At 70.5% G+C, this 17,341-nt stretch carries 12 protein-coding genes; 8 read left to right on the top strand and 4 right to left on the bottom strand.

Going from position 1 to position 17,341, the window contains the following annotated elements; genetic code table 11:
* Nucleotides 1-9: 9 nt before the first annotated feature.
* The gene (locus tag Y590_RS26690) at nucleotides 10-303 is read right to left on the bottom strand and encodes a hypothetical protein (protein WP_144440037.1); all 294 of its coding nucleotides are present in this window, start codon (nucleotides 301-303) and stop codon (nucleotides 10-12) included.
* Here Y590_RS26690 and Y590_RS22095 point away from each other — a divergent pair.
* Nucleotides 302-502 (top strand): hypothetical protein, encoded by a 201-nt coding sequence (locus Y590_RS22095; RefSeq protein WP_060771736.1) that lies wholly within the window; start codon nucleotides 302-304, stop codon nucleotides 500-502. The two genes, Y590_RS26690 and Y590_RS22095, sit on opposite strands and share 2 nt — an antisense overlap.
* 77 nt (nucleotides 503-579) lie before the next feature.
* Nucleotides 580-750 carry a hypothetical protein gene (locus Y590_RS27110; protein ID WP_193763169.1) on the top strand — a complete coding sequence of 57 codons (171 nt, stop codon included), beginning with the start codon at nucleotides 580-582 and terminating at the stop codon, nucleotides 748-750.
* A 311-nt stretch (nucleotides 751-1,061) separates the two neighbouring features.
* Here Y590_RS27110 and Y590_RS22090 read toward each other — a convergent pair whose 3' ends face one another.
* A complete protein-coding gene (locus tag Y590_RS22090; RefSeq protein ID WP_060771735.1) occupies nucleotides 1,062-1,601 on the bottom strand; it encodes a hypothetical protein in 540 nt (179 codons plus the stop codon).
* A 255-nt stretch (nucleotides 1,602-1,856) separates the two neighbouring features.
* Here Y590_RS22090 and argC point away from each other — a divergent pair, with 255 nt between their 5' ends.
* The 3 genes from argC (at nucleotide 1,857) to Y590_RS22075 (ending at nucleotide 4,903) form a co-directional block, all read left to right on the top strand.
* Complete coding sequence (argC, locus tag Y590_RS22085; RefSeq protein WP_060771734.1) at nucleotides 1,857-2,801, top strand: N-acetyl-gamma-glutamyl-phosphate reductase; 945 nt, start codon at nucleotides 1,857-1,859, stop codon at nucleotides 2,799-2,801.
* A gap of 911 nt (nucleotides 2,802-3,712) precedes the next feature.
* Nucleotides 3,713-4,243 (top strand): Ros/MucR family transcriptional regulator, encoded by a 531-nt coding sequence (locus tag Y590_RS22080; RefSeq protein WP_060771733.1) that lies wholly within the window; start codon nucleotides 3,713-3,715, stop codon nucleotides 4,241-4,243.
* A gap of 342 nt (nucleotides 4,244-4,585) precedes the next feature.
* Nucleotides 4,586-4,903 (top strand): hypothetical protein, encoded by a 318-nt coding sequence (locus tag Y590_RS22075; RefSeq protein WP_286161803.1) that lies wholly within the window; start codon nucleotides 4,586-4,588, stop codon nucleotides 4,901-4,903.
* A 59-nt stretch (nucleotides 4,904-4,962) separates the two neighbouring features.
* On the opposite strand, the gene Y590_RS22070 is transcribed toward Y590_RS22075, so the two are convergent.
* On the bottom strand, nucleotides 4,963-5,967 hold the full coding sequence (locus Y590_RS22070; protein WP_245517471.1) for an NUDIX hydrolase: 1,005 nt from the start codon (nucleotides 5,965-5,967) through the stop codon (nucleotides 4,963-4,965).
* 385 nt (nucleotides 5,968-6,352) lie between these two features.
* On the opposite strand from Y590_RS22070, the gene thiE reads away from it, so the two are divergent.
* From thiE to Y590_RS22050, 3 genes are all read left to right on the top strand, one after another.
* Nucleotides 6,353-7,078, top strand: coding sequence for a thiamine phosphate synthase (thiE, locus tag Y590_RS22060; protein WP_060771730.1), 726 nt, complete (start codon nucleotides 6,353-6,355; stop codon nucleotides 7,076-7,078).
* Nucleotides 7,079-7,308: 230 nt separating this feature from the next.
* Entirely contained in the window at nucleotides 7,309-8,115 is an 807-nt protein-coding gene (gene thiD / locus Y590_RS22055) for a bifunctional hydroxymethylpyrimidine kinase/phosphomethylpyrimidine kinase (protein WP_060771729.1), read from the top strand.
* A 176-nt stretch (nucleotides 8,116-8,291) separates the two neighbouring features.
* Complete coding sequence (locus Y590_RS22050) at nucleotides 8,292-8,921, top strand: helix-turn-helix domain-containing protein (RefSeq protein ID WP_060771728.1); 630 nt, start codon at nucleotides 8,292-8,294, stop codon at nucleotides 8,919-8,921.
* A gap of 154 nt (nucleotides 8,922-9,075) precedes the next feature.
* Here Y590_RS22050 and Y590_RS22045 read toward each other — a convergent pair whose 3' ends face one another.
* The gene (locus tag Y590_RS22045; RefSeq protein ID WP_060772411.1) at nucleotides 9,076-17,307 is read right to left on the bottom strand and encodes an apolipoprotein A-IV repeat region-like domain-containing protein; all 8,232 of its coding nucleotides are present in this window, start codon (nucleotides 17,305-17,307) and stop codon (nucleotides 9,076-9,078) included.
* Nucleotides 17,308-17,341 lie beyond the last annotated feature (34 nt).

Below are 17,341 nucleotides of genomic sequence, written 5' to 3'. Positions count from 1 at the left end.
GGGCGCCCTCTACCATCCGCGCGCGCCGAGGGCCACGGGCTTCACGACCCCTTCGACGCACGGTTCATGAGCAATCGAGCAGGAGCGCGTACCTAGAACAGCACAAGCAAGACCAAAGATGCTTAATCCACAGGCATGATGTTTAATTCCTAGCCGAAAACCCCGGAACCGGATCGGCGAGGCAGCGTTCTCATCCTCCAAAGCGTCTCGCGCATGCGCCTCGTCGGCCGCGATGGCCGGGCATTGCGCGAGGCGTTTTTCCGTCTCGTTCATCAGGCGCTTTTCGAGTTCCCATCGCGTCATGACACCCAGATCCGTCCGCCTTCGCTCCCCCGTCGTCGTCAGGCGCGAGCCGCGCCCCGACCGCCGCCGCGCCACGAACGCGGGCATCCTCGCATCGGACACGCTCGAAGCGCCGCTGCCGGGCTCGCTGCTGGTGCTGCTGAGCCGGCTCCATCGCGCCGAGACCAAGCCGGCGCGGGGGACCGAGCCCGCCGCCTGAAGGCGGCGGGAACTCCGGCCGCGCCCGGCCACTTCCTGTCCCGCACCTCCTGGCCCACATCGAGAAAGGATCGGTCGATGGTCGTGGTATCGAGCAAGATCTTCGAAGAGGGCAAAGTCGCCAAGGCGATGGGCAGGCCCGATTCGGCCAATCCCTACGAGGCGGGCTCGCAGGAGAGCCTGGATTGGCTCGAAGGCTTCACTGCCGACGAGCCCGAACCCTCGGCGGCCGGCCCGTCCGACGACTGAGCCCCGGGAGAGAGACTTCCGCGATCCCCGGACGATGACGGCGCTCGCCCGCGCGGGCTGGAAGCCGGCGTTGCGCGTGTCGGGCGCGCGTCCGGCAGAGCCGGCGCCGGGCCTGCTGCATCGACGGCGGCCCGGCACGACCAAGGATGCGAGCCGAGCGGGCGCGCCGAGTCCTTCCTCGGCTTCCTGCGAAGCCCGGCGGCGCGCCCGCTCTGCGAGCGACAGAGCTTCGTCGTGGCCGGGGCCGAGAAGCGCTCCTGAGGGGCGGGGAGGATCTCGCACCTTCCCACCCCTCATCGCTCGCAAAACGATCAGGTCGTCAGGGCGCGCTCCAACTCGCCCTTGGTCATCTTCGAGCGGCCGGGAATGTCCTGCTTGCGCGCCCGCTTCATCAGTTCGGACTTCGTCGCGCCGGCGTTTCCGCCCTTGTCCGACGTCTTGCCGGTCTTGCCGCCGGTCTTGCGGGCAGAAGCCGCTTTCTTCGCCACATCCGCAGGCTGCTTCGAGTGCTGCTTGCCCCTCGCGGAATCGGCGCGTTTCTTGGCGGTCGAACGGCTGTATTCCGTATCGGACAGCTTCTCCCGCGCTTTCTTGGGCAGGTAGCGCTCGCCGGTCTTGCCGCTTTCCCTCCCCGACTTGGTGTCCCACTCCTCGTCGGTCCATTGCTTGAGGTGGTTGTCGTCGGACTTCTTGCCGGCGTAGCCACCCCCCTCCTTCTTGTACTCGCTGGTGGCCATCTGCGCCTTGCGGGCGGACCACTGGCCGGGCTTGCCGCCCTTGGAAGATTCGGTGATCTCCTCTTTCACCTTCTCCCACAGCTTCGGATCGGTCTTCTTGGCGGTGCCTGACATCGGTTTCGCCTCCTGAGCGACATTCGGCTGTCAACAGGAGGCGTCATCGTGAGTTCCGGCCGCGCGGCTCCCGTCCACGGGAGGATGGGGCGCGACCGCGAGCGGCGACGGAGCGGCGTTGACAGGGGAAGACGAAGCTTCCACCTCCGCGCCACCGGAGAAGCGTCTCATCAAGCGTGCCCGATGCGGCCGGGAACGCTGAATACACCCTGTGTCAGACCGGCCCGGATCGGGGCCGATGCTAAGGAATCTGCGATGTCCGACGGCCTCAGCGCCCCGAAGGTGTTCATCGACGGAGAGGTCGGCACCACCGGTCTCGGCATCCGCGAGCGCCTGGAGCGCGAGGGCAGGGTGCGCCTCGTCAGCATTCCGATCGAGAGCCGCAAGGATGCGGGGGTGAAGCGGGCGATCCTCGAAGAGGTCGACCTTGCCGTGCTCTGCCTGCCCGACGACGCCTCCCGCGAGACCGCGGCGCTCGCCGACAGCCTGCCCGGAGGCGGCCCGAAGCTGCTCGATGCCAGCACCGCCCATCGCATCGCGCCGGGCTGGGCCTACGGCTTTGCCGAGATGACGCCGGATCAGGCCGAGGTGATCCGCGCCGCGCGCCGGGTCGCCAATCCCGGCTGTTATCCGACCGGGGCGATCGCGCTGCTGCGCCCGCTGGTGGAACGCGGCCTGATCCCGTCGGATCATCCCGTCAGCGTCAATGCCGTGAGCGGCTATAGCGGCGGCGGCCGCAGCATGATCGAGAGTTACGAACGCGGGGAGGGCGCCCCGTTCCAGCTCTACGGGCTCGGCTTCGGCCACAAGCACCTGCCGGAAATCGAAGCCTATAGCCGGCTCACCCGGCGGCCGATCTTCATCCCCTCCGTCGGTAACTTCCGGCAGGGGATGCTGGTCAGCATCCCGCTGCATCTCGGCGCCCTGCCCGGCAGCCCGAAGCCGGGCGATCTGGAGGATGCGCTGGCCGATTGGTACGCGAGCACCCCGCTGGTGAAGGTCGTACGCGGCGCGGAGGAGGGCGCCCACCGCGAACGCCTCGAACCGGAGGCCCTCAACGACACCGACCGGCTCGAACTGCGGGTGTTCGGCTCCGACAGCCACGGCCAAGCCGTGCTGGTCGGCCGTCTCGACAACCTCGGCAAGGGCGCATCGGGCGCGGCCGTGCAGAATCTCGGGCTCATGCTCGGGCTCGATTGACCCCTGGGCCGCTTCAGCCCCGATACGCTCTCGATAGGGGCTCGATGAAAACCTGGCACGTGCAGTCCGCGTGTGCCGGGACGGTGCCTGCAAAGCGATATCCGACCGGATGGTCGACGGACGCCCCGCGAAAGGTGGCGGCCGCCTTTCGGGGCCGGAGCGACATCCATCATGCGCGTCGCTCACCGTGCAGAGCCTATCCGGGACGAGCAACGAGTCCCTGCCGCACATGAGGAGACATCCGCTCTCCAAATGGATCGACGCGATGAGCCAGGCAGTCCACCTCACAAACATTGTCAGGCTGGCCTAGAGGCGCGCGCCACCGAAGCGAGCGCCAGTCATCTGCCAATCGACAGGAGGGGCCATCGGCTGTCGTCCGTCTTTTGACAATCGGCCTCTAGGAATTGGCCGGTGAAGGCTCCACCGCGTCGGCTGAGAACTGGCACAAGACGCTTTGGCGTGCCGGATATTTCCGGGCGGACCGGTCCGACCTCCGACAATCCACAGAAAATACGCACTCCTGCGGCAGGACGTCGCAATCAAAGCGTGACTTCCGCACTGCGCCCGGCGCGGTCGCACAAAGCCGGCAACTTTATCGTGCCCGCGGGGAAATCCGGTGACCATCTGGAATCTCAACTCTTTGAAACGTCGGCATTTTCTGAACTGGACCGCAGACTTTCTATCATTTGAAATATTTCTTTGAGATCGTCAGCGTCACCCTCAAGGTGGGCACAATCCTTTTTTCCCGAAGGCCGGGCTCGGCGTTTTTTCCATTCGATTTGCATAGAAACACACGCTACGCTCAGTTCTTCTCGACCTGACTGCGCTCGAATTCATCCGCGATGTCTTGCTCTGCCACGGTCCTGAGCTTACCGTCTTCGAGCTAAAGCCCCCTCATAGAAGATTGCGCCATGGAAACCAGTGAACAGGATGCGGAGACAGCCCGCCTCGTTACCCTCACGGCCGATGTCGTGTCTGCTTATGTCAGCAATAATCACGTTCAGAGCGCCGAGTTGCCGAAACTTCTCGGAGAAGTGCATGAAGCGATTCGGTCGGTCAGCCTGAGCGGCCGCCCCACCGCCGAGACCGGGCCGCCCAAGGCGACGCCGCAGGAAATCCGCAAGTCGATCAGCCACGACTTTCTGGTCAGCTTCGAGGACGGCAAGCCCTACAAGACGCTGCGCCGCCATCTCACCCTGCGTGGTCTTTCGCCGGAACAGTATCGGGCGAAATGGGGCCTCCCCAACGATTACCCCATGACCTCGGCGAGCTACTCGGAGCAGCGCTCCGAACTGGCGCGTGCGCTGGGCCTGGGTCAGCAGCGCCGCCGGATCGCTGAGCCGGAGGCGGAAGTCGCAGCGGCGCCCGAGCCGGTGGCCGCCGAGCCGGAACCCGCTGTGGAGAAGAAGCGCCGCGCTCCGCGCCGCAAGAAGGACGCTTAAGAGTACCTCACAAAACGGCTGGTCTCTGACCGTTCTCGCTCTGGCGATGACAGGACGGCGGGAGTCTTTTGAGAGACACTAGGCTAAGCGCGGATGTGCTTGGTTGAGGCGGGCTCGGCGGTGCCGGGCCCGCGCCGCGTTCGATGGCGCCCGGCGCCGGGATGAGGTGTCGATCTCGGAGGAGCCGCGCTGCGCTCGGCTCCGTCAGCGCGGCCTCCGCGCGCTCCGCATCGCGATGCCGTGGGCGTGACGCGCCGCCAGGACGAGCAGACGATCTCGATAAACGCTTAATCCGTAGGCAGCACTGCCGACTGCCCTGCGTTCAGATCGGTTGATCGATCGGTGTCGAGCCGGCAAAACGCCCAATTGGAGGGCGTTTTGCCGATGCTTTGGGCACATAAACGGATCGCGATCGATGACATCCGTTCGGTCGAACTTCTGTTTCGCGAACAGGCCGTCTCCTTCGACCGCACGCGGCAAATGCTTCTCGTCAGCGTGGTCGAGCATGGGTCGGTGATTCGTGTCTGGGTCTGCGTTCCCGAGATCGAGCTCTTGACGCCCTATTACGGATTCAGGCTGTGTACCCGGGCCGACCTTCCCCTGGCGCCGACACTCGTCGCCGGCTGCCCCGAACAGTTCGGTCGCCTCTTCGAGGGGTAGCGCATCCTCCCGGACGATGAATCCCGGCTTTTCTCAGGTGGGAGGCCGGATGGCGAGCGTCACAAAGTTCGCCGCGTCGGGGTGAGCCGAACGCCGGGAGCGGGGCGCTCCAAGAGAACCTCCCGGCGGAAGCGCACCAGCCGGGCCGGGCGCCCGGCATTGCCGCTGGTGAGCGTCTCGGTTTCCTCGACGAGTCCCTGCTGCGCCACGAGGCGGCGGAAGTTCTGCTTGTGCAGCCGGGTGCCCGAGAGCGCCTCGACCGTGCGTTGAAGCTGAAGCAGGGTGAAGGCCGGCGGCATCAACTCGAACACCACCGGGCGATACTTGATCTTGCCGCGCAGGCGGCCGATTGCCGTGGCAAGCACCCGGCGATGGTCGTGGGCCATCGGCTGGCCGGTGATTGCGAGGTCGTCGGGCACGGCGGCGCCGTTCTGGCCGTTGGCTTCAGGGATAAGCCCGGCCTCGAACAGTAATTCGTAGCGCTCCAGAACCCGCTCCTCGTTCCAGGCGCCGCCGATCCCGAAACTGAGACCGACCCGGTCCTCGCGCATGCGCCGGAGCTTCGGATCCGAGGCGGCGGCGACCCAAGCCATCAGGCGCGGCTCGATCTCGGCAAGCGCCGGGGGCCGGCCCTCGCGGAAATCCTCCCACGGCAGGTAGCGGTACCAATTGCGCCACGCGGCTTCCGCAAGGCCCGCCGGGCGCAGCTCGCGCACCAGGGCGAGATAGGCCACCGAGAGCAGGTGCACGTCGTGCTGCCCGCCCTCCCGGTCGCGGTCGCCGAAGGTGTAGAGCTGCTCGACATAACCGAGGCGCTGATGCGTCTGCTGCTCGACCCAGGCGCGAAGACCTCGCTCCAGGGTGGCGTGCTCGGGCACCAGCGGCCCGGCGGGCAGGGCGGTCTCCCGCCCCTCGGCCTGTCCCCCGACCTGCACGGTGAGCGCGCGCGGCTCGCCGTCCGTCGCCGCGACGATGACGGCAACGAGCCCCACCGAGGAAGCGCTGGCGGCGCGCGTCCCCTTGTCCGCCGTGGCGGCGATCACACCCAGTTCGGCCGTGCTCATGCGTTCGTCGGCCTTCAGCCCTCTCCTCGGGCATCCCGTTGGCGGTGGAAGCGGTTCCGGTCCGCATTCCGGTCTTGCCGGATCGGCCCCGGCACCGTCAACGGAACCTCCGGCCTCATCCCTGGCAATCGAAGAGGATCAACCCCGGTTCTTTGCTGGCCTCGGTCGCCGGCGCCCGCCTTCGCGGGCTTCCGCGTCCGCTCCGCTCGGTGTCTTTCAAGACCGAAGCCCTGAAAGGCCCGCGCCGCGCGGCGTTCTTCGCGCGATGGCCCTGCGGCCCCATCTGCAGGATTCCGCAGGAGCGTGCTGCGGCGGTCGCCGGCACGGTCGCCGCGCCAGACCGATCCTGCTAGATCGAAAGGCGAATTCATCGAAGGAAGCGGGCATGGGCAGTGGAACAGGACTCGGTTTGTCCCGGCCGTCGGCGGGCGTCGCCGTGGACCTGCGCCTCTACGGCATCCTCGATGTCGGCGTACTGGGCGGCGATGCCAACGCGCTTGCCACCCTGGCAGCGGAGGCGGTGGCCGGTGGCGCCACCCTGCTTCAGTACCGCGACAAGGATATGACCGACGCCCGTGCGGCCCTCGCACGGATCCGGGCGATCCATGCGGCCCTCGCCGGCCGTGCGCCGCTCCTCGTCAACGACCGGGTCGATCTCGCGCTGGCCGCCGGCGTCGAGGGCGTGCATCTCGGCCAGTCGGATCTCCACCCGGAGAACGCACGCCGCCTGCTCGGCCCGCGCGCCATTATCGGGCTCACCGTGAAGACCGGCGCCCAGGCCGACGAACTCTACCGGCTTCCCATCGACTACGCTTGCATCGGCGGCGTGTTCGCGACCACCAGCAAGGACAACCCCGACCCGCCGGTCGGGCTCGATGGGTTGCAGCGGATCGTGTTCCGCGCCCGGCTCGCCCGCGGCCAGTCCCTGCCGCTCGGCGCGATTGCCGGGATCGACGCCAGCAACACCGCCTCCGTCATCCGGGCCGGTGCCGACGGGGTGGCGCTGATCGGCGCCCTGTTCAAGGGCGGTGCGACTGAAGCCAAGGCGCGGGATCTGCTTGCACGGGTCGATGAGGCGCTGAGCCAGCGCGGAAGCACGGGCACGCGTTAAGTGTCTCTCACAAAACGCCCGCTGCGCCGCCGTGCCCGGAACGGAGACGATCGGTCATCGGGAGTTTTGTGAGGCACGAGAGCATCGCCCCGCAAGGTGGTTGCCGGCTTTCGGAAAAAATATGATGCGAAAACAAGAGCCTAAAGCATCGCCTTGGATCAGGTATCCAGGACGATGCTTTAAGGCCAGAAGAAGCGGACCACCGAAAAAACAGACGAGGGAAGACGCCCATGACCGCCATCGCCCTGACCATCGCCGGCTCGGATTCGAGCGGGGGCGCCGGCATCCAGGCCGACCTCAAGACCTTCGCGGCGCTGCGCGTCTACGGCGCCAGCGTCATCACGGCGCTCACGGCCCAGAACACCCGCGGGGTGCAGGCGATCCACGACGTGCCCGCCGATTTCGTGGCCGCGCAGATCGACTCGGTGTTCTCCGACCTCGCGGTCGGGGCGGTGAAGATCGGCATGCTCTCGCGGCCCGAGACCATCCGGGCGGTGGCCGAGGGCCTGCGGCGGCACGCGCCCGGTATCCCGGTGGTGCTCGACCCGGTGATGGTGGCCACGAGCGGCGACCGGCTGATCTCGCAGGAAGCCGTCGAGATCCTGCGCATCGAGTTGATGCCGCTGGCCACCGTCGTCACCCCCAACCTGCCCGAAGCCGCGACCCTGCTCGACGAGGAGGAAGCGGGACACGAGAACGAGGCCGTGGCGCAGGGACGGCGGCTGCTGGCGCGCGGCGCACGGGCGGTGATCATCAAGGGCGGCCACGGCGAGGGCCGCGAGAGCGTCGATCACCTGATCGCCGCGGACGGGACCCTGCGCCGGTTCGCGGCTCCGCGCATCGAGACCCGCAACAGCCACGGCACCGGCTGCACCCTCTCGGCGGCGGTGGCGGCGGGGCTCGCCCGCGGCCAGGGCCTCGCCGAGGCGGTGGGGGGCGCAAAGACCTACGTCACAGGCGCGATCCGCGCGGCGGACACAGTGCCGGTCGGCCATGGCCACGGCCCGCTCCACCACTTTTTCGCGCTCTGGCAATAGGCGCCGGGCTCAGCGGAATCAGCCCTTTTCCGGCTTTTGCGTTTGACAGACCAAACGCTCGTTCGGATAACGGAACGCCTTTCGGTGCCCCGCACAAGATTTCGTGATCCGATCTGCCCGCGAGGGTGTTTCCGGCGCGTGAACGGCTTGTCAGGCACTTTCAGCGGACCGACGTGATGCAAGACATAGCGGCAAGCCTCGAGCGTGGACGGCCGAAGGATCTCGTCAGTGGCGCCCAGGTGCTTTCGGGCCAGCTCGGCAAGACGATCCAACGGCTGCGCAAGGCCTACAATCTCTCTCTCTCCGAACTCGCCGAGCAATCGGGTGTGGCGAAGTCGATCATCAGCCAGATCGAGCGCAACGAAACCAATCCGACGCTGGCGACGATCTGGCGGTTGAGCCAGGCGCTCGACGTGTCGATCGAGCGGGTGCTCGCCACCTCCGACGAGGAACCCTTCATCGAGCGCTTCTCGCGCGCCGACACGCCGCGGCTGGTCTCCGACGACGGCCGGGTGCGCCTTGCCATCATCGGCTGGATCAAGACCGTCGAGTGGCTGCAATGGTACGACGTGACCGCCGATGCCGGCGGGGTGCTCGAATCCGACGCGCACCAGCGCGGCTCGGTCGAGTCGCTGTCGGTGCTGGAGGGCAGCTTCGAGGTGGATGTGGCCGGCGAGGTGCAGCGGGCCAATGCGGGGGAGACCCTGCGCTACCGCTGCGACCGCCCCCACAGCATCCGCTGCCTCGGCGACGGGCCCGGCCGCGCGACCATGGTCGTCATCATGAAGGCTGCCGTGATGGAATGATCCGGCGCGCGCCGCTCCTTCGGGGTCGCGGCATTTTATGAAAAAGGCCCCCGTCGCTGGCGAGCGACGGGGGCCTTTTTCATGGGGCACTCTGGTCGATCGGGCCTTGCGGCGGGCTCGGTGATACCGAACCCGCCTCATCCGCCTGCCGGCCTCAGCCCTCGTCGAACCGGCCGCTGGCATGGGCGAGCATGGTGTAGACCTTGCCCGTCTCGGAGGTGAGGTAGGCGTCCGCGCGCTTGGTGTCGCGGTCGTTCTTCGTCACCTCGCCGAGCAGACGCTCGAACTCGCCGACATAGCGATCGACCGTGCGGCGGAACTCGGCATCCGCCCGGTAGCGGCGCTGGATCTGCTCGAAGGTCTGGCGCCCCTGGACGGTGTAGAGGCGGCCGTCGAACAGGTTGGTGTCGCCCTGGCGGTAGCGCTGCCAGAACTCGACCGAGGCCTGATGATCCACCATCCGGGCGATGTCGGTCGAGATCGCATCGAGCGAGATCCGCTCCACCGGTCCCTTCGCCTCGGGCGCGGCGGCCGGAGCCGGGGCGGGGACCGCCTCGGCGCCGTCGTCGTCGAGCGAGGCGCGGGTCAGGAGATCGGACAGCCAGCCGCGGTTGTCGCGGGTGCCGGGCCGCCCCTGGACCGGACCGGGGACAGCGGCCGGGCTCGCCGGACGCACGGGAGCCGCCGGCTGTGACCGGCCCGCCGTCGGGGCCGCATTGCGGACCGGCGCAGGCGCGGAGACCGGAGCGGGCACGGCCGCCGACGCCGACGCCGCGCGGCCGGCCTCGGCCGTGCGGCGCTGCTCGGCTCCGCGGGCCTGCGCCGCCGGCTGGGCGACATCGACCGAGCGGTTCGAGCGGGCCACCAGGGCGGACAGCTCGTTCAGCGCGTCGATCTGTTCGGCCACGACGCGGCGCATCTCGCTCGTGGCATCCTGCGTCTCGCGGGGCAGGTCGAGAACGCCGCGCTGCAGGTCGGCGCGGGTGGCGTCGAGTTCGCGGCGGATCTCGGCGGCCATCGCGTTCATCCGCGTGACCGAGTCGCCGAACTGGCCGGAAGCGGCGGCGAAGCTCTGCATCATCTTGGCGGACGCCTCCTCGATGGCGCGACGCACCGCTTCCGCCGTGCGGGCGCTCTCGGCGTCCGCGCCGCTGCGCAGGCGCTCGAAGTCGCCCGCCACGGCGGTCCCGGCCTCGCGGGCCACGCGGGCGACGCTCTCGCTGAGCTCGCGGGCGCGGGCCTCGGCCGCACGCAGCGTCTCCTCGATCACGCTGCCGAAGCGGCCGGTCTGGGCCTCGATGGCCTGGCTGCGCTCTTCGAGGCGGGACAGCACCGCCTCGACCACGGCCTGCCGGCTCGACAGGCTCTCGGCGAGCCGGCCCTCCACCACTTCCAAGTTGCCGGCGGCGGCTTCGAGCGCGCCGACATGGGTGCCGGTTCGCTCCACCAGCGCCTTGCCGCGGGTGTCCAGGGTCTCGGCAAGGCTCGACGCCTGGGCGAGCGCCCCCTGCGAGGCTTCGCGGAGCGCCACGACCTGGGTCGAGACCCGGTCGGAGGCCTGCGCCGTGTCGGCGGCGATCCGGTCGAGGGCCGACTGGATCTGCTCGACGCGAGCCGCGAGCCCTTGCTCGATGGCACCGAGGTTCTCCGAGGCGCCGCCGACGAGCTCCTTCAGCCCGTCATTGGCGTTCTCGATCCGGCTGAGGAAGCCGGCAACGTCGCGGCGGACCCGCTCATGCGCCTGGGCGACGGTGTCGGCGGAAGCCGCCGCGCCCTCGTCCAGCGCGACGCGCAGGGCCTTGGCCGACTCGACGGTGCGGACGACGATGGCGTCGGTGCGCTCGCGCAGGGCCTCGACCAGCGGTGCACCCTTGTCGGCGATGAGCCGGTCGAGGGCCTGCTCCCGCTCGGCCAGCGCGTCGGCCAGGGCCACGGCCGGCCCGTCGATCATGCGGGCCAGCGCGCCGTTGCGCTGATCCATCGTCTCGGCCAGCGCGTCGGCGCGGGCCTGGACCTCGGCCGCGTGACGGCGGGCGCGCTCCTCCAGCATCCGGCCCATCTGGGCGATGCCGTCGTCCACGAGCGCCGCGTAGGCGTTCTGGCGCTCGTCGAAGGTCTCCGCCAGGGCGGCCTGCCGTTCGGCACGCTCGTCCAGGGCCGCGACCATCCGGGCGGTGCCGCCGTCGATGAGCGCCGCGTAGGCCTCCTTCTGGCGGTCGAACGCCTCGGCCAGGACCGCGTGGCGGCGGGCCCGTTCTTCCAGTGCGGCGACCATGCGGGCAGTGCCCTGCTCGATCAGGGTGGCATAGGCGTCCCGCTGCCCGTCGAACGCCTCGGTGAGGGCGGCCTGCCGCTGGGCCCGCTCGTCGAGAGCCGCGACCATACGGGCGGTGCCCTCCTCGATCACGCTCGCATAGGCATCCCGCTGCCCGTCGAGGGTCTCGGCGAAGGCGGCCTGCCGCTGGGCCCGCTCGTCGAGAGCCGCAACCATACGGGCGGTGCCCTCCTCGATCAGCGCCGCGACGGCCCGCTGACGCTCCTCCACCGTCTCCGCCTGCGCGGCGTGGCGGCGCGCCCGCTCTTCGAGCGCGGCGACCATGCGGGCGGTGCCCTGCTCGATCACGCTCGCATAGGATTCCCGCTGGCCGTCGAAGGCCTCAGCGAACGCGGCCTGCTGCCGGGCGCGCTCGTCCAGCGTCGCCGCGATCCGGGCGGTCCCCTCTTCGATCAAGGCAGCGACAGTCTTCTGGCGCTCCTCGACCGTCTCGAACTGGGCCGCGTGCTGGCGTGCGCGCTCATCGAGCGTCGCGACCATGCGGGCCGTGCCTCCGTCGATCTGCGCACTGTAAGCGTCCTGGCGCTCGTCGAAGGCATCGGCCAGTGCGTTGGCGCGGTTCGCCACCACGGTGGCGAAGGCGCGCAGGCGGGCGTCGATGCGAGCGGTGAAGTCCTCGCTGCGGGCCTCGACGGTCTGCGACAGGGTGGCCGCCTGGTTCTCCACGAGCCGGGCGAACTCACCGCCGCGGCTCTCGACGAGCCCGTCGAGACTCCGCATCCGCTCGTCGAATACCGTCGCCAGCGCCTGGGTCTGGGTCTCGAGACGTCCGGTCAGCGCCGTCGAGCGCTCATCGACCAGGGCACCGAGGGTGGCGTGGATCTCGTCGAACAGGGCGCGCAGCTCCTGCGACCGCCTCTCGACGGTCTGCGCGACCTGCTGGCCGCGCCCATCCACGATGTCGCCGAGAACGCCGAGGCGCTCGTCGAACAGGTGGGCGAGACCCCGTGTGCGGGCATCGACCTCGCCGGCCGCGCGGCCGATGCCGCCTTCCAGCGTCTCGACGAACAGGCGCGCGCCCTCGGTCAGCGCTGTTTGAAGCGGCAGGATGCGGCCCTGGAAGCCCTCGTCGAGGCGGCCGGCATGGCCGTCGAGCAGCCCGCGGATTTCAGACGTGCGGTGGTCGAGGATGTCCTGAACCGTGCGGGCCCGCTCCTCCAGGGTCGTGCGCAGATCGTCGCTGCGGGCATCGAGCATGGCGCGGATCTCGCCCGCGCGGCTGTCGAGGAGATCCTGCACCGTGCGGGCCGGCTCCTCCAGGGCGGCGCGCAAGGCGCCGAGCCCGGTCTCGAACTCGCCGCGGACATGGCCGGCGCTGCCATCCACGAGGCCGCGCAGCTCGCCGGTACGGCTGTCGAGGGTGTTGCGGATCTCGTCGCTGCGATTGTCGAGCAGCTCGCGCACCATGCGGATGCGCTCTTCGAGCGTCGTATCGAGGGTGCCGAGGCTCGCCTCGAACGCGTTGCGCACCCGTCCGGCACCGCCCTCCATCAGGCCGCGCAGGTCGTCGGTGCGGTGATCGAAGGTGTCGCGGATCTCGTTGCTGCGGGCGTCGAGCAGGTCGCGCACCGTGCGCAGGCGCTCTTCCAGCACCGTCTCGAAGGCGCCGAGGCCCGATTCGAGCTCGCCGCGCACGCGGCCGGCACTGCCCTCCATCAGGCCGCGCAGATCGTCCGCGCGGCTGTCGAGCAGGGTGCGGATCTCGCCGGCCTGGGTCTCGAAGGCGTGGCCGAGGCGGCCGGTGCCCTCGCCGAGCAGGCCGTCGACCTGCCCCATGAGGTCGCGCAGGGTCGCGAGCAGGGCGGTGCCGCGGCGGTCGAGCAGGGCGCCGAGCGAAGCGCCGCCCTGTTCCAGGGCCTGGGTGATGTCGGAGAGGCGTCCCTCAAGCCCTTCGACGGCCACGCGGCCACGCTGGTCGAGGTCGGCGGCGAGCGCGCCGCCGCGCTCGTCGAACAGGTGGTTGAGGCTCTCGGCCCGCTCGTCGAACAGGCGGGCGATGGCCTCGACATGACCGCCCAGCGCCTCGACGGCGAGGCCGCTGCGGCGCTCCAGCAGGGCGACGAGGTCGCGGATGCGGCCGGTCAGCTCGCCGTCGATGGTGCGGGTGCGGCTCTCGATCAGGCGCACCGCTTCGAGCGCCTGGATGCCGAAGGATTCGTCGAGGTGGCGGGTGCGCTCCTCCAGCGTGCCGCTGAGGGCGTCGAGGCGCGCGACCACGCCGGTATCGAGGCGCTCGGCGCCCTCGTCGAGGCGGCGGGCGAGATCCTGGGTCGTGCGCTCGAGCCGCTCGGCGATCTCGGCCGCTCGGGCGGCGAGAACGTCGCCCACGGAGCGGCCGCGGGCCGCGATGTCCTGCGCGGAGCCTTCGATGCGCCGGTCGAGGGCGTCAGTGAGGATGCGGTTGCCCTCATCCAGCGTGCGGGCGATCTCGGAGCTGCGCAGCACCAGCGCCTCGTTGAGGGCGTTGGCGCGGGCACCCAGCCGCGTGTCGACATGGCCGACGAGGGCCGCGAAGCTCTCGCCGATCTCGGCGGCGCGGCGGGCCGAGAGGGATTCCATCTCGCCGATGCGGGCCTCGACGGTCTCGCTGGCGAGGCGGGCACGCTCGGCCAGGGAATCGGCCAGGGCATTGCCCTGCACGGCGATGATCCGGTCGATCTCGGTGAGGCGCGAATCCAGGGTGTCGCCGAGCGTCTGCGCGTTGCCGGCGATCCGGTCGGCGAGGATGTCGCCGCGGGCGATGGTCTCCTGAAGGGCGGCGAGCCGGTTGCCCAGAGCCTCCTCCACCGCGCGGGTGCGGCTGTCGGCGGTCTCGACGAAGGCGGCATGGCTCCGGTGCAGGGTGTCGCCGACCTGCGATACGTGGCCGGCAATGGCGAGCACGACCTCGCGGCCGGCGCCTTCGAGGCGGGCCTGAGCCTCGTCGGACTGGCTGGCGATGAGCGCGGCGGCGCCGCGGCCGTGGCGGCCGAAGCTGTCCTCCAGGGTTCCCAGACGGGTCTCCAGCTCGGTGCCGACGCCCTCTGCGGTGCGCGACAGCGCCTGCGTCGTGGCCTCGCCGCGGGCGGCAACCTCGTCGCCGAGCCGGCGCAGCGTCTCGCGCAGGGCCTCGAGGGCGCTCTCGGTGCGGTCGCCGACCTCGCCGCCGGCCTGTTCGGCGGCACGGGCGAGGGAAGCGGTGGCCTCGGCGCTGCGGGCCGACAGTTCGTCGCCGATCTGGGCCAGGGCGTCGCGCAGGCTGCGCAGCGACGCCTCGGTGCGGCTGTTGACCTCGCCGCCGGCCTGCTCGGCCGCGCGGGCCAGGGCCGCACTGGTCTCGGCGCCGCGGGCGGACAGCTCCTCGCCGATCCGGCCGAGCGTCTCATGCAGGCTCCGCAGCGATTCCTCGGTGCGCGCACCGACTTCGCCGCCGACCCGCTCGGCGGTCCGCGCCAGCGCGTCCGTGAGCTCGGCGCTGCGGCCGTCGATCTCGTTCTGCACCTGCCGCAACAGGTCGCGCAGGCCCTGCGCCGACTGGTCGGCACGGCTGCCGATCTCGCCGCCGGCCTGAGCCGCCGCCAGCGACAGGGCGACGCTGGCCTCCGAGCCGCGCACGGAGATCTCGTCGGCCACCTGCCGCAGGAGATCCTGAAGCGCGTGCATCGACTGGTCGGTGCGGTTGCCGATCTCGCCACCGGCATGGGCGGTGGCAAGCGCCAGGGCGCCGGTCGCCTCGGCGCTGCGGGCCGACAGCTCGTCGGCCATCCGCTGGATCGCGGCATGAAGGGCCTGCGACGCGCTCTCGCTGCGGCTGCCCAGCTCACCCCCGACGCGGTCGGCGGCGGCCTGGAACCGGCCCACCACCTCGTCCGAACGGCTCTCGACAGCGGCGGCGGCCTCGTCGGCCGCGCGGCGCAGCGCCGCCGCGGCTTCGGCGAAGCGGGTGGTGACGACGGCGCTCTGCGCCTGCGCGGCCCCCGAGGTCTCCTCGGCAACGTGCAGCATCCGCGCGGTCGATTCCACGGCGCGCTCGGCGAGCAGGCCGCTCATGGCCTCGGCGGCCTCGCGCAGACGGCGCTCCAGCGCTTCAACGCTCGCGCCGACGGACGCGGCCGCGGTCTCGGCGTTGCGGCGGATACCTTCCTGGGCAGCGCCGGTGCGGGCATCGAGATCCTGGCCCAGACGGGCCACGGTCTCGCCCAGGCTCTCGGCGGTGCCGTTCGCATTCGCGGCGAAGGAGGCGCCGAGCCCGGCCAGAGCCTGCTCGACGGTGGCGGCGGCCTGCGCCGCGCGCTCGGTCATCAGCCCGACGACACGATCGCCCGCCATGTCGAGGTTCGAGGCCAGCGCCCCGCCCTGGACGGCGATGACATCATCGACGCGGGACGCCGCCGCCTCGATGCGGGCGGCGAATTCGAGACCGCGGCCGTCCATGGTCTCGGCCGCGCGGGTGGCGGATGCCAGGAACGCGTCGCGGACCCGGTCGATGCGGGTGGAGAAGTCGTCGGCGACGCTGCCGGCGGCAAGCGCCAGGGCGGCCTGCGCGTCACGCCCGCGGCCCTCGATCAGCTCGGAGACGCCGGTGCCGGCGGCCTCGATCTCGGTCTGCAGCGAGGCGCCGCGAACGGCGATGTCCTCGGAGATCGCCGCGCCGGTGGCGGCGAAGGTGCGGCTCAACCCCTCGCCGGTCTCGGCGAAGCGGGCGGTGATCGCGCCGCCGGTCTGGGCGAAGCGCTCGGTCAGCTCGGTCCCGCGCGACAGGAAGGCCTCCTCCAGGCCCTTCGTCGAGCGCTCGAAGGTCTCGCGCACGGCGCCGCCCTGGCGGTCCAGCGCCTCGATCAGGCCGGTGCCGGTCTCGGACAGGGATTGGGCGACGGCGCCCGCATTGTCGGCCAGCGTGCGGGTGAGCGCCCCGCCGGTGCGCTCGAACGCCTGCGTCACCTCGTCGGCGCGCTGCTGCAGCGCGCTGGTGAGGGTGGTGCCGATCTCCTCCAGGCCGCCGCGCACGCCTTCGCTGGTGGCGGTGAGCTGGCGGACGAGGTCGTCGCCGCGGGTCGAGACGTTGCCGACCACCCGTTCGCCGACCTCGCCGAGCGCTTCGGTGATCGCGGTGCCGCGGGCGTCGAGCGCCCCGGTCACCCGCTCGCCCGCGCCGTTGATGGCGGCCACGATGCGCTCGGCCGCGCCCTCCAGCTCGCTCGACAGGTTCTCGTGCGAGCCGGCGATCGCCCCGCGCACCCGGTCGGCGCTGCCGACGATGGACTCACGCTGGGCAATCAGCTCATCGACGAGGCTGCGGATGCGGATTTCGTTGTCGGAATAGGCGCGCTCCAGGGTCGAGATCTCGCCGCGCACCAGCGTTTCGAGTTCGCCCGCGCGGGCCAGCGCCCGCTCCACACCGTCGCCGACGGCAGCGACTTCACGGCGAACGGTCTGCGACATGGTCAGCACCGCGTCGGTCGAGAAGCTCTCCGGCTCGGCCAGCCGGATCGCGACCTCGCCGACGGCGCGGGCGACGAGGCGCATCTCGTGGGCGCGCACGGCCAGCATCGCCGTGATGAGGAACAGCACGATCGGCCCGGCAATGGCGGTGGCCACCACCGCCGCCTGAAGCGCGGTGAGCCCGGTGATGAACGTCTTCAGATCGCCGCCGGATTGGTTCCAGGCGAGCGCCACGAGGCCGTTGAGCCACAGGAACGAGGCGATGGCCGCGACGAGGTACGGCTTGCGCGAGGGCCGCACCCGGAGCGTCTGCTGAAGGATTCCGATGTTCTGGCGGTCGTCGTTGGCGACCAGCGAGCGGTCGGGCGGCAGAAGCCCGCCCTCGCGGCGCGAGCGCCCCCGCTCGGGCAGCGGCAGATCGGACGCGGAGGGATCGATGTCGAGGGTCGGGGTGCGGCGTCCCCCGGCCTCGGAGAACGGATCGGCCAGCGGATCGCCGTCGCCGACATCGGGCAGCCGCGGCTCGACGCGGGCGGTGTCGCCCGGCGCCGGAATGTCCAGATTCAAAGCCTGCTCGATCGCGGAGAGGGCCGCCTCTGCCGGATCCTTCAGCTTCTTCTCGGTGGCCATGCAACCCTCGTACGCATCGCCGTCCATTGCAGAG

The organism is Methylobacterium sp. AMS5, assembly GCF_001542815.1.
Classification (GTDB): Bacteria; Pseudomonadota; Alphaproteobacteria; order Rhizobiales; family Beijerinckiaceae; genus Methylobacterium.
The sequence above is the reverse complement of the archived record's forward strand: the minus strand, read 5'-3'. Positions and strand labels throughout refer to the sequence as shown.

What these genes read in the sequence shown, in the direction of transcription:
- Y590_RS26690 (WP_144440037.1), bottom strand. Translation starts at nt 303, where the DNA reads ATGACGCGATGGGAACTCGAAAAGCGCCTGATGAACGAGACGGAAAAA.
- argC (WP_060771734.1), top strand. Translation starts at nt 1,857, where the DNA reads ATGTCCGACGGCCTCAGCGCCCCGAAGGTGTTCATCGACGGAGAGGTC.
- Y590_RS22095 (WP_060771736.1), top strand. Translation starts at nt 302, where the DNA reads ATGACACCCAGATCCGTCCGCCTTCGCTCCCCCGTCGTCGTCAGGCGC.
- Y590_RS22050 (WP_060771728.1), top strand. Translation starts at nt 8,292, where the DNA reads ATGCAAGACATAGCGGCAAGCCTCGAGCGTGGACGGCCGAAGGATCTC.
- Y590_RS27110 (WP_193763169.1), top strand. Translation starts at nt 580, where the DNA reads ATGGTCGTGGTATCGAGCAAGATCTTCGAAGAGGGCAAAGTCGCCAAG.
- Y590_RS22070 (WP_245517471.1), bottom strand. Translation starts at nt 5,967, where the DNA reads ATGAGCACGGCCGAACTGGGTGTGATCGCCGCCACGGCGGACAAGGGG.
- Y590_RS22080 (WP_060771733.1), top strand. Translation starts at nt 3,713, where the DNA reads ATGGAAACCAGTGAACAGGATGCGGAGACAGCCCGCCTCGTTACCCTC.
- Y590_RS22090 (WP_060771735.1), bottom strand. Translation starts at nt 1,601, where the DNA reads ATGTCAGGCACCGCCAAGAAGACCGATCCGAAGCTGTGGGAGAAGGTG.
- thiD (WP_060771729.1), top strand. Translation starts at nt 7,309, where the DNA reads ATGACCGCCATCGCCCTGACCATCGCCGGCTCGGATTCGAGCGGGGGC.
- thiE (WP_060771730.1), top strand. Translation starts at nt 6,353, where the DNA reads ATGGGCAGTGGAACAGGACTCGGTTTGTCCCGGCCGTCGGCGGGCGTC.
- Y590_RS22045 (WP_060772411.1), bottom strand. Translation starts at nt 17,307, where the DNA reads ATGGCCACCGAGAAGAAGCTGAAGGATCCGGCAGAGGCGGCCCTCTCC.